At 42.1% G+C, this 12,271-nt stretch carries 6 protein-coding genes, 2 tRNA genes and 3 rRNA genes; 9 read left to right on the top strand and 2 right to left on the bottom strand.

The genetic code is table 11. The annotated features are described in order from the left end of the window. Positions 1 to 38 precede the first annotated feature (38 nt). From D0T49_RS01055 to D0T49_RS01040, 4 genes are all read left to right on the top strand, one after another. Positions 39 to 242, top strand: a complete 204-nt coding sequence (locus D0T49_RS01055; protein ID WP_163628736.1) for a hypothetical protein — start codon at positions 39 to 41, stop codon at positions 240 to 242. 198 nt (positions 243 to 440) lie between these two features. Continuing rightward, a complete protein-coding gene (locus tag D0T49_RS01050; protein ID WP_163628735.1) occupies positions 441 to 1,304 on the top strand; it encodes a lysophospholipid acyltransferase family protein in 864 nt (287 codons plus the stop codon). 33 nt (positions 1,305 to 1,337) lie between these two features. Then, positions 1,338 to 2,363: a glycosyltransferase family 2 protein gene (locus D0T49_RS01045; protein ID WP_163628734.1), complete on the top strand. Its 1,026-nt coding sequence runs from the start codon at positions 1,338 to 1,340 to the stop codon at positions 2,361 to 2,363. Positions 2,364 to 2,519: 156 nt separating this feature from the next. Further along, complete coding sequence (locus D0T49_RS01040) at positions 2,520 to 3,176, top strand: carbohydrate-binding family 9-like protein (protein ID WP_163628733.1); 657 nt, start codon at positions 2,520 to 2,522, stop codon at positions 3,174 to 3,176. Between the two features lie 122 nt (positions 3,177 to 3,298). Here D0T49_RS01040 and ahcY read toward each other — a convergent pair whose 3' ends face one another. Beyond that, positions 3,299 to 4,717, bottom strand: a complete 1,419-nt coding sequence (gene ahcY / locus D0T49_RS01035; protein ID WP_163628732.1) for an adenosylhomocysteinase — start codon at positions 4,715 to 4,717, stop codon at positions 3,299 to 3,301. A 390-nt stretch (positions 4,718 to 5,107) separates the two neighbouring features. Next, positions 5,108 to 5,869, bottom strand: a complete 762-nt coding sequence (locus D0T49_RS01030; protein WP_163628731.1) for a DUF3108 domain-containing protein — start codon at positions 5,867 to 5,869, stop codon at positions 5,108 to 5,110. 894 nt (positions 5,870 to 6,763) lie between these two features. Here D0T49_RS01030 and D0T49_RS01025 point away from each other — a divergent pair. The 5 genes from D0T49_RS01025 (at position 6,764) to rrf (ending at position 12,250) form a co-directional block, all read left to right on the top strand. Further along, a 16S ribosomal RNA gene (locus tag D0T49_RS01025) occupies positions 6,764 to 8,290 on the top strand. A gap of 231 nt (positions 8,291 to 8,521) precedes the next feature. Next, a tRNA-Ile gene (locus D0T49_RS01020) sits at positions 8,522 to 8,595 on the top strand. Between the two features lie 47 nt (positions 8,596 to 8,642). Then, positions 8,643 to 8,720, top strand: a tRNA-Ala gene (locus tag D0T49_RS01015). Positions 8,721 to 9,065: 345 nt separating this feature from the next. Then, a 23S ribosomal RNA gene (locus tag D0T49_RS01010) occupies positions 9,066 to 11,958 on the top strand. 181 nt (positions 11,959 to 12,139) lie between these two features. Next, positions 12,140 to 12,250: ribosomal RNA gene (gene rrf, locus D0T49_RS01005) — 5S ribosomal RNA — on the top strand. The 16S, 23S and 5S rRNA genes sit together here with 2 tRNA genes alongside, the layout of an rRNA operon. The last annotated feature ends 21 nt before the right edge of the window (positions 12,251 to 12,271 follow it).

Here is a 12,271-nt window from a genome sequence, read left to right as displayed (position 1 = left end):
CATCCTGATTTGTTTAACAATTTTAAATGATAACGGATATGAAAAAAGTATTTTTAGTGTTGCTCGTTGGCGGAATGTTGGTGTCATTCGGGTCGTGCAAACAAAAAACATCGGCCGAAAAGGCCAAAGATGCTATAGAACAAACTGGCAAGGATTTGGAAAAAGGAATTAAAAAAACCGGAAAAGAAATGGAAAAAGCCGCAAAAAAGGCTGAGAAAGATGCAAAGAAAGCTACGAAATAAGATTATAGCGTGATTTTATTAATAAGAATCGGCGGGTAACTCAAAGTCACCCGCCGATTTTTTTATTCAGGGGGGAGAGACTGAATGATAATGATTATAAATATTTGAAGTAAATTGAATATCGAAACCTTAGAATAAACTATTTTAGTAACTTTGTAGCTTATAGCTTGTCTAAATTTTGCACAAAGAAATAAAAATATGTACTATATATTTTATGCTTTTGCTTGGGTCATCACATTGTTTCCGTTGCGTGTGTTGTACCTGTTGTCCGATTTTTGTTTTTTGATACTATATTATATAGTTGGCTACCGCAAAAAGGTTACCCGTACGAATTTGAGAAATTCGTTTCCGGAGAAAAGTGAGAAAGAAAGGCGCAAAATCGAACGTCGTTTTTACCGTTATTTTTGCGATTTGTTTGTAGAGACTCTCAAACTTATGCACATGAGCAAGAAGCAGATGAACCGGCGCATGGTGTATATTAACGGAGAGTTTATGGCAGAGCAGTATGCCAAAGGGAAGAGTGTAATGCTGATGACCTCGCACTATGGTAATTGGGAATGGACATCGAGTTTTTCGATGTTTTATCCGGATAAGCCGGTGTATCAGGTGTACCGCAGGCTGAAAAGCAAGAATTTCGACCGTTTTATGTATTCGCTTCGGGTACGCTTCGGGGCAAAAAACATAGAAAAAAATGAAACTTTGCGTGCAATGGTACGGCTGCGAAATGAATCGAAGCTGTGCATGTTCGGGATGCTTTCGGACCAAACCCCTTCTCCCAACAACATTCATCACCGGGTGAATTTCCTGAATCAGGATACACCTGTGATTACAGGAACGGAGCAACTGGCTAAAAAATTTGATTATCCGGTAGTGTATGTGTCGGTAACGCGAGTGAAACGGGGCTATTATAAGTGCGAGGTTGTTCCCATAGCTGTAGAGCCTACGAAAATGAAAGAGTTTGAGATAACCGAAATATATACCCGGATGCTGGAGGATGCGATAAGAAAAGCTCCTGAATATTGGTTGTGGACTCATAAGCGCTGGAAACACAAAAGAAAGTAAAGAAAAAAGAATTGAATTAAAAGTTTTTATCAGATGAAAGTAGCCATAGTTATATTAAACTGGAATGGTGCTCAGTATTTGAAGCAGTTTTTGCCGGTTTTGATAAAGAATACCAAGATAGAGGGTGTTGAAATTTTTGTTGCCGATAATGGATCGACAGATGATTCTTTATCCGTATTGGAAAAAGATTTTCCTACAGTGAATGTCATTACCTTGGATCAGAACTATGGTTATGCCGAAGGGTACAACAAAGCATTATTCCGTGTAGAAGATGCAGAATATTTCTTGTTGTTGAACTCGGATGTTGAGGTTGCCAAAGGCTGGTTGCATCCTTTGGTCGAGTATATGGATAAAAACGAGGACGTGGCGGCTTGCCAGCCTAAAATTTGCTCGTATCAGGATAAAGAAAATTTTGAATATGCCGGTGCTGCAGGTGGGTTTATAGATTCTTTAGGGATGCCTTTTTGTCGTGGGCGCGTTTTGCGTACCATCGAAAAGGACGAGGGGCAATACGATGATATAATAGATATATTTTGGGCTACAGGAGCTTGTTTTATGATTCGTGCGGGAAAATTTTGGGATACGGATGGTTTTGATGGCAGTTTTTTCGCACACATGGAGGAAATAGACCTTTGCTGGCGTTTGCGAAGCCGTGGACAACGTATCGTTTGTATTCCTCAAAGTAAAGTATATCATGTAGGCGGGGGGACGCTAAGCACCGAAAGCCCTTATAAAACTTATTTGAATTACCGGAACAACCTGTTGATGCTGTATAAAAACCTGCCGGAGAACTCGCTGAGGAAAACAATGTTTATCCGTTATTTTTTTGATTATCTGGCAGCACTTCACTTGTTTCTGACAGGGCGTATTGCAAATGCCTTTAAGATTTTTGTGGCTCGGAGGCATTATAAAAAGCTGCGTGGAAAATATGATGATAAAAGAAGGGAGAATATTCAACACTCGGCAGTGCTGAATATCCCTGAAATTTTGCCCCGAAGCATAGTGTTGCAGTATTACTTCAAGGGTAAGAATACTTATAATAAACTGTGGCGAAAATAAAGTAGAGGCGGTTTTCTTGGGTTTTAGTTATATAATCAAGCTAAAACCGGAAGATAAGTAAAGATTTTTTATTATTAAGAGCCTTTATCTTTATTTTATCAAATAAAATAGGTAATATTGCATATTAATAGAATTAAGCAAAGGAAGGTTATTTACATGAAACAGGTTGAAATTCCATATATTCCCTCTCTCGACAGTGTTAGCATAGAAGGTGGGGTTGGAGAAGTTTTGGACAATGAAGGAAAGCGGGAAGCCGTTGATATACTGAATTGGCCAAAGTTATTCAGTTACCGGCCGATAACAACTTTTTCCGTAGCTTATTCGCAAACCGCTTTGTACATTAAATTTAATGTACATGGCAGCATGCTTAGGGCAATATATACAGAAGACCAAGAGCCTGTGTACGAGGATAGCTGTGTAGAATTTTTCTGCATGAAGCCGGGAGATGATTACTATATGAATTTTGAATTTAATTGTATCGGAACTTGTTTGGCAACAAGGCGTAAGGGTAGGGATGCTGATGTCCGTCCATTGTCGGCGGAAGAAATGCAACTGATTAAAAGACATTCCTCTTTAGGACGTCGTGCTTTTAAAGAAATGGAAGGGATGTTTACATGGGACTTGGTGGTTAAAATTCCATTTTCATTGCTGGGTGTTGAAGAAGGAAACATGTCGGACTATTTCATGGGTAACTTTTATAAATGTGCCGACGGTACAGAATCACCTCACTATCTCAGTTGGTCTCCTATAAACACGGAATCGCCCGATTTTCACAGACCTGAATTTTTTGGAAAACTGATTTTAAAGAAATAAGTATAAAACAAAAAAACTTTCGAGTAAAATCGAAAGTTTTTTTGTTTTGGTAAGTATTTGATAAGAATTTAATTTCAGCGAACAATACTTGTAACTCGTAACTAATTTCTTGTAACTGCTGTTTAGTATCTGTAATGTTCCGGTTTATATGGCCCATCTTGAGTTACACCGATATAAGCGGCTTGTTCCGGTGTTAACTTTGTGAGTTTAACCCCCAGTTGTTCCAAGTGTAAACGGGCAACTTCTTCGTCCAGATGTTTGGGCAAACGATATACACCCACTTCATATGCTTTTGTATAAAGTTCGATTTGAGCTAAAGTCTGGTTGGTAAAAGAATTGCTCATCACGAATGAAGGGTGCCCGGTGGCACAGCCCAAGTTTACCAATCGGCCGTCGGCCAACAGTAAAATACTGTGTCCATCAGGGAAAATGTATTTATCAACCTGCGATTTTATATTAACGTGTTGTATAGCGGGGAATCGTTTTAATTTGTCCACCTGTATCTCATTGTCAAAATGCCCGATGTTGCATACAATAGCTCCGTCTTTCATTTTTTCCATATGTTCGATACGGATAATGTCACGGTTTCCGGTGGTGGTAACATACAGGTTTCCTTCGGGTAGCGCATCCTCTACAGTACACACTTCAAATCCCTCCATTGCTGCTTGAAGTGCACAGATAGGGTCAATCTCGGTAACCAACACCCGTGCCCCATATGCACGCATCGACCTTGCACACCCTTTTCCTACGTCGCCATAACCGCACACAACCACCACTTTTCCTGCCAGCATAATGTCGGTAGCGCGCTTAATACCATCGGCAAGAGACTCGCGGCAACCATAAAGATTGTCGAATTTCGATTTAGTAACCGAATCGTTCACATTGAATGCAGGAAATAGAAGTTTACCTTGCTCCATCATTTGGTACAAGCGGTGAACACCTGTTGTAGTTTCTTCCGAAACACCTTTTATTTCAGTAGCCATTCTTGTCCAGATGCCATTATCTTCTTTAAGTACCTTCTTCAATATATTATATAACTCTTGTTCATCTTCGCCATCCGTAGCTTTGTTCAATACCGAGGAATCTTTTTCGGCTTCAACACCCACGTGTATCATCATGGTAGCATCACCGCCATCATCTACAATTACAGTTGGTCCTTTATGCCCGTCAAAAGTCAATGCCTGAAGCGTACACCACCAATATTCCTCTAATGTTTCGCCTTTCCAAGCAAAAACCGGAACACCAGTTGCAGCAATAGCCGCAGCAGCATGGTCTTGGGTCGAATAAATATTACAACTACACCAACGCACTTGTGCCCCCAGTTCCACTAACGTTTCAATAAGTACAGCCGTTTGTATGGTCATATGCAGCGAGCCCATGATGCGTGCGCCTTTAAGAGGCTTCTCTTTTCCGTATTTTTCTCTTAATGCCATTAAGCCGGGCATCTCTTTTTCGGCAAGTTCTATCTCTTTACGCCCGAACTCCGCAAGCGACATATCAGCCACTTTGTATGGCAGATTACTAAATACATTTGAATTCATGAATTTTTTATTTGAATATGAAGTGCAAAAGTATAACTTTTTATCCTAAGCCGAAAAAGTTTTTCGACTAAGGCAAAACCATGTTGCGAGTTGTGGATTTTTACCTTATATATATAAAGGACAAAAATCTCTGAATATTCGTCTCTTTTTAAACTTTAGTAATATCATTCAGCAAAGCTCCACCTTGTTCGTTTAGTAAACAACCGAGAGTAAGATGATTTTAAAATCTTCCGGCAGTTAAACTCTTTTTTTGAGCTTGCTTATTATTAGCATTCGTAGGTACGCTACAATTATAAATAAAGTAGCGTGCCTGCGGCACGTATGTATTTGAATAATTTAATTAGAATTTATAGCCCTCGCTTACATGGGGGGAGATTATATGGGGAGGATTTATAGCTTTGCGTCAAACGGATGAAGCAGGTTTTCATATTCTTCCAGTTCCACACGGTAGGCACCTACTAATAAATTGAATTTGATGCCAACAGGAATTTTATTTTTATCGTCGCTAAACCATATTATCATGTCTTCCTTTTTCTGAAAAATACTTTCCGTATCCATGATTGGAGAAAACTTGTGGCAGCGATACGTGTTTTTGTTAATCGTAATATCTTCCTTTCCTTTATATACCACATACATGGGGAAGTGTGTGTTGCGATACAGGACGGGAAGTTCTATCACCTCGTCGGGCGACAAGTTATCCCAATTCATCCTTCTGAAATAGTAAACAACAGAAACGATATCGAAAGTTTCTTTTTCTAAATTTATCAGCGTATCAGTCTTGTTGCTGGATGCATATAGCTCGTTCTGGAAAAACCTTGTTTCATTATAATATCTGTATTTCCCTTCGCTGAGGTTCATTACCGATAAATACGGTAGTCCGCTATCAATATCATGATAACTTTCGTATATATCATGGAGCTTATACAGTTGGTCGATAAATCCGGTAGTTTTGGCAGTCACTATCGAGTGAAATACCGGAGTGCTATCGATTTCACCCTTTTTTGTTTCAAAATTAGCATAACCGGCATTAATAAAACCATACCTTATTTTATACTTAAGCGTTTCTCCCTGTTTAAAAACAGGCTCGTTTGCAAACACAGTAGTAGTTATAAGTACTATTATAAGCAATAATGTATTTCTCTTTCTCGTCATAAGAACAAATAAAAACAATAAAATCCCTGCAATAATACAAAAGTTAGACCACAATAATAAACATTTAATTTATTTAAACCTTATGTATGCAATCAATTATTACCGGAATTGCAGGAGTTTTATATCACAAATTAAGATAGCTTTCATTACAAACAAACAAAACTTTTAAAAGTTTAGGATATTCTTAAAAAAATATTTGTACAATAATTGTTTGTCAATCAGCAGTTTCTTACTTATTCCGTTTTTTACCCCTGAATTATTTTAAAGAAATCATTTTTTTATAACCAAACATTTTCTATCTTTGCACCCGCTTTAGGACGTTAAAGCACGGGTGATGAAAAGAACCGGATTATAACTCTCTTGTTTTCAGTTGTTTTGAAAAAAAAGTGTTTTACAGCACAAAAAAGGGTAAAAATAATTTGTATAATAAAAAAAGAGTTTCTATTTTTGCACCCGCTTAGAGAACGAAGGGTTGTTCAGTTTAAACAGCCGAATAGTTTAAAACAAACGAGTTTTAAGAAAGTTCAAAAAAAGTTTCAAAAAATTTTGGTAGGATAAAAAAAAGGTTTACCTTTGCAATCCGTTTCGCTAAATAAAAAATAGCACACGCCAAAAGCGGTTAGGACAAGCGCGTTCCTTCCGAGAAAAAGCAGCCGGTAGCACCGGTTTGGCAAACAAGCACAACACGACATATAAAGTTTAGCCGCTTTATGTATCACATATAAAGCAGAGTATTTGCGCGAGCAAGTCCGGGAATTTTTCCCACTGCACAAGAAGATCTTTGAATAAAATTGAACAACAAATGTAGTATAAGGAAAGGTAAAAGTTTTTTTTATAATACCGTCAAAAAACCTATAATTACGATATAATCTTGAGCTAAAAAAATAAAAAGATACAACGAAGAGTTTGATCCTGGCTCAGGATGAACGCTAGCGACAGGCCTAACACATGCAAGTCGAGGGGCAGCGGGGTTTAGCAATAGACCGCCGGCGACCGGCGCACGGGTGCGTAACACGTATGCAATCTACCTGTAAGTGGGGAATAACCCGGAGAAATCCGGACTAATACCGCATAACACTGTTTTTTCGCATGGAAGAACAGTTAAACATTTATGGCTTACAGATGAGCATGCGCATGATTAGCTAGTTGGCGGGGTAACGGCCCACCAAGGCAACGATCATTAGGGGTTCTGAGAGGAAGGTCCCCCACACTGGTACTGAGACACGGACCAGACTCCTACGGGAGGCAGCAGTGAGGAATATTGGTCAATGGACGCAAGTCTGAACCAGCCAAGTCGCGTGAAGGATGACTGCCCTATGGGTTGTAAACTTCTTTTGTGAAGGAATAAAACGTCTTACGTGTAAGATTTTGTATGTACTTTACGAATAAGCATCGGCTAACTCCGTGCCAGCAGCCGCGGTAATACGGAGGATGCAAGCGTTATCCGGATTTATTGGGTTTAAAGGGTGCGTAGGCGGGATATCAAGTCAGTGGTGAAAGTTTGCAGCTTAACTGTAAAATTGCCGTTGAAACTGGTGTTCTTGAGTGCAGTAGAGGCAGGCGGAATGTGTAGTGTAGCGGTGAAATGCTTAGATATTACACAGAACCCCAATTGCGAAGGCAGCCTGCTGGACTGTAACTGACGCTGAGGCACGAAAGCGTGGGTATCAAACAGGATTAGATACCCTGGTAGTCCACGCAGTAAACGATGAATACTAACTGTTTGCGATACACAGTAAGCGGTACAGCGAAAGCGTTAAGTATTCCACCTGGGGAGTACGTTCGCAAGAATGAAACTCAAAGGAATTGACGGGGGCCCGCACAAGCGGAGGAACATGTGGTTTAATTCGATGATACGCGAGGAACCTTACCCGGGCTTGAAATGCTATCGACCGTCTAAGAGATTAGACTTCCAGCAATGGCGATAGTGTAGGTGCTGCATGGTTGTCGTCAGCTCGTGCCGTGAGGTGTCGGCTTAAGTGCCATAACGAGCGCAACCCCTATCATTAGTTGCTAACAGGTGATGCTGAGGACTCTAGTGAGACTGCCACCGTAAGGTGTGAGGAAGGTGGGGATGACGTCAAATCAGCACGGCCCTTACGTCCGGGGCGACACACGTGTTACAATGGAGGGTACAACGGGCAGCTACCTGGCGACAGGATGCTAATCTCTAAAAACCCTTCTCAGTTCGGATTGGAGTCTGCAACTCGACTCCATGAAGCTGGATTCGCTAGTAATCGCGCATCAGCCACGGCGCGGTGAATACGTTCCCGGGCCTTGTACACACCGCCCGTCAAGCCATGGAAGCCGGGGGTACCTAAAGTACGTAACCGCAAGGAGCGTCCTAGGGTAAAACTGGTGACTGGGGCTAAGTCGTAACAAGGTAGCCGTACCGGAAGGTGCGGCTGGAACACCTCCTTTCTGGAGCGATAGATTATAACCTTGATTATAAGTAAAGGTATTATGTCCAAAAAGAGCTCCTTTCTTTATACTGCCACGTTGTTTGATTAAAAAAATGATACAAAGCCCAGCATCAAATGCTAATTATTAATGATTAATTATTAGTTAGTAAGCGAAAAGAGGGTAGAACTCAATGAAAATAATAATTAATCATTAAACATTAATCATTAATAATTGTCATTGACAACAGCCAGTCCTATAGCTCAGTTGGTTAGAGCGCTACACTGATAATGTAGAGGTCGGCAGTTCAACTCTGCCTGGGACTACAACAACAATTATTAATTAATAATTATAAATTAATAATTAAAACCACGGGGGATTAGCTCAGTTGGCTTAGAGCACCTGCCTTGCACGCAGGGGGTCAAGGGTTCGAGTCCCTTATTCTCCACCAAAAGTAAGTAAACAAGTTTGCAGTATACAAGCAAACAAGATTACAAGACGGAGAAAAACACACTTACAAACGAGTAGGTGCAGTAAAAAGAAGAACAAAAAACACTGAAAAGACGATTTGACGGATTGAACCCCGGAAAAATCACGGTTCCAATAATAATTGAACATTAGAAATTAACAATTGGAAAGAAGATCTTTGACATATTGGAAAAAGAGAAAAAAGTAGTAAAGCAACTGCAATATTAAATACAATAGAGCAAGACAACAAGTAGAAAGTAAAAAGTAGCAAGTGAAAAGTAGCAATACTTTAACCTTTACACTTTGACCTTTCAACTTCAAAAAAAATAAAGAAGCAAGAGAAGGGCAGACGGTGGATGCCTTGGCTTCGGGAGGCGATGAAGGACGTGACAAGCTGCGATAAGCCAGGAGTAGGAGCAAATATCCCTTAATCCCTGGATTTCCGAATGGGGCAACCCGGCTGGCTGAAGGCCAGTCACACTACCATGTAGTGAGCAAACCCTGGGAACTGAAACATCTAAGTACCAGGAGGAAGAGAAAACAAAAGTGATTCCGCAAGTAGTGGCGAGCGAACGCGGATTAGCCCAAACCATATCTGTAGCAATGCACATATGGGGTTGTAGGACTGCGACATTCGATATAAAATTCAATTAGAAGCTTTCTGGAAAGTAATGCCAAAGAGGGTGATAGCCCCGTATAAGTACGATTTTATATTGATAGCAGTATCCTGAGTAGCGCGGGACACGAGAAATCCTGTGTGAATCTGCCGGGACCATCCGGTAAGGCTAAATACTCCCCGAAGACCGATAGTGAACCAGTACCGTGAGGGAAAGGTGAAAAGAACCTCGAACAGAGGAGTGAAATAGACCCTGAACCCGTCTGCCTACAAGCGGTCGGAGCAGCTTCGTGCTGTGACGGCGTGCCTTTTGCATAATGAACCTACGAGTTACTCTTACTAGCAAGGTTAAGCACTTCAGGTGCGCAGCCGAAGCGAAAGCGAGTCTTAACAGGGCGCCATAGTTAGTAGGAGTAGACGCGAAACCAAGTGATCTACCCTTGAGCAGGTTGAAGGTTGGGTAACACCAACTGAAGGACCGAACCGGTTGACGTTGAAAAGTCTTCGGATGACTTGAGGGTAGGGGTGAAAGGCTAATCAAACTTGGAGATAGCTCGTACTCCCCGAAATGCATTTAGGTGCAGCGTGTGTATTGAGTTTATAAGAGGTAGAGCGACTGATTGGATGCGAGGGTTTCACCGCCTATCAAGTCCTGATAAACTCCGAATGCTTATAAATGCTTACACGCAGTGAGGGCATGGGTGCTAAGGTCCATGTCCGAGAGGGAAAGAACCCAGACCATCAGCTAAGGTCCCCAAATATACGCTAAGTTGAATTAACGAAGTCGAACTGCAGCGACAGCTAGGATGTTGGCTTGGAAGCAGCCATTCATTTAAAGAGTGCGTAACAGCTCACTAGTCGAGCGGTTTGGCATGGATAATAATCGGGCATTAAGCGTATTACCGAAGCTATGGGATATGTATATATCGGTAGGGGAGCATTCCAGTCGGCGTCGAAGGCGTAAGATAACTTACTCTGGAGCGTCTGGAAAAGCAAATGTAGGTATAAGTAACGATAAGAGGTGCGAGAAACACCTCCGCCGAAAGACTAAGGATTCCTGATCAACGCTAATCGGATCAGGGTTAGTCGGGGCCTAAGGTATAGCCGACAGGCGAAGCCGATGGAAGAACCGGTTAATATTCCGGTACTACTTATAAGAGTGATGTGGGGACGGAGTAGTGAAAGTCCTGCGTGCTGACGGAATAGCACGTTGAAGGGTGTAGACGTTGATAAAAGTAGGCAAATCCGCTTTTAGAGTCGAACCTGATAGTACCGAGAGTACTTGTACAATCGGATATGGATGTAATCAGACTCCCAAGAAAATCCGCTAAACTTAATCTTATGAGTACCCGTACCATAAACCGACACAGGTGGTCGCGTAGAGAATACTAAGGCGCTCGAGTGATTCACAGCTAAGGAATTAGGCAAAATAGTCCCGTAACTTAGGGAGAAGGGACGCCTACCCATGTTGAGTGGGAGGCCGCAGAGAAATGGAGAAGGCGACTGTTTATCAAAAACATAGGGCTTTGCAAATTCGTAAGAAGAAGTATAAGGCCTGACACCTGCCCGGTGCTGGAAGGTTAAGAGGAGATGTTAGAGGTAACTCGAAGCATTGAATTGAAGCCCCAGTAAACGGCGGCCGTAACTATAACGGTCCTAAGGTAGCGAAATTCCTTGTCGGGTAAGTTCCGACCTGCACGAATGGTGTAACGATCTTCTCACTGTCTCAGCTGTGAGCTCGGTGAAATTGTAGTATCGGTGAAGATGCCGATTACCCGCAATGGGACGAAAAGACCCCGTGAACCTTTACTGCAACTTTACATTGTATCTGGGCAACAGATGTGTAGGATAGGCCGGAGGCTTTGAAGCGGGCACGCCAGTGTTCGTGGAGCCATCCTTGAAATACGGCCCTTCTGTTGTTTGGGTCCTAACTCGCGGATGCGAGGACACTGTATGGTGGGTAGTTTGACTGGGGTGGTCGCCTCCAAAAGTGTAACGGAGGCTTCCAAAGGTGCGCTCAGGCCGATTGGTAACCGGTCGTAGAGTATAATGGTATAAGCGCGCTTGACTGAGAGACCAACAAGTCGATCAGGTAGGAAACTAGGGCATAGTGATCCGGTGGTTCCGTATGGAAGGGCCATCGCTCAAAGGATAAAAGGTACTCCGGGGATAACAGGCTGATCATTCCCAAGAGCTCATATCGACGGAATGGTTTGGCACCTCGATGTCGGCTCGTCACATCCTGGGGCTGGAGAAGGTCCCAAGGGTTGGGCTGTTCGCCCATTAAAGTGGCACGCGAGCTGGGTTCAGAACGTCGTGAGACAGTTCGGTCTCTATCTATTGTGGGCGTAGGATATTTGCGGAGGTCTGACACTAGTACGAGAGGACCGTGTTGGACGAACCTCTGGTCGACGGGTTGTTTCGCCAGGAGCATTGCCCGGTAGCCACGTTCGGTTTGGATAAGTGCTGAAAGCATCTAAGCACGAAGCCATCTTCAAGATAAGATATCCATGAGGGTCGTTGTAGATGACAACGTTGATAGGTTACAGGTGTACAACAGAGATGTAGAGCCGAGTAATACTAATCGCCCGAAATGCTTTTTTAGTGCCTTATTGTATTTGATAGGGCTAGTAGTTAATAGCTAATAGTTAGTAGTTTCTTCACAGCTTTTTCTCTTTTTGCCGATAGTCATAACCAGTTAGTAGTGACTAGCTGCCAGCTACAAGTAAAGATAAAATATAATTACTTGTAACTTGTAACTTGTAACTTGTAACTAATAACTTATTTTAGGTGGTTATAGCGTCAGGGTTCCACCTCTTCCCATTCCGAACAGAGAAGTTAAGCCTGACAGCGCCGATGGTACTGCAATTATGTGGGAGAGTAGGTCGCCGCCATTTTTAAATGAAAACTCCTTCAGA

Origin of the sequence: Paludibacter sp. 221 (assembly GCF_010501035.1) — a bacterium.
Taxonomy (GTDB): Bacteria; Bacteroidota; Bacteroidia; order Bacteroidales; family Paludibacteraceae; genus QVMH01.
The sequence above is the reverse complement of the archived record's forward strand: the minus strand, read 5'-3'. Positions and strand labels throughout refer to the sequence as shown.

What these genes read in the sequence shown, in the direction of transcription:
- D0T49_RS01055 (WP_163628736.1), top strand. Translation starts at nt 39, where the DNA reads ATGAAAAAAGTATTTTTAGTGTTGCTCGTTGGCGGAATGTTGGTGTCA.
- D0T49_RS01050 (WP_163628735.1), top strand. Translation starts at nt 441, where the DNA reads ATGTACTATATATTTTATGCTTTTGCTTGGGTCATCACATTGTTTCCG.
- D0T49_RS01045 (WP_163628734.1), top strand. Translation starts at nt 1,338, where the DNA reads ATGAAAGTAGCCATAGTTATATTAAACTGGAATGGTGCTCAGTATTTG.
- D0T49_RS01040 (WP_163628733.1), top strand. Translation starts at nt 2,520, where the DNA reads ATGAAACAGGTTGAAATTCCATATATTCCCTCTCTCGACAGTGTTAGC.
- ahcY (WP_163628732.1), bottom strand. Translation starts at nt 4,717, where the DNA reads ATGAATTCAAATGTATTTAGTAATCTGCCATACAAAGTGGCTGATATG.
- D0T49_RS01030 (WP_163628731.1), bottom strand. Translation starts at nt 5,869, where the DNA reads ATGACGAGAAAGAGAAATACATTATTGCTTATAATAGTACTTATAACT.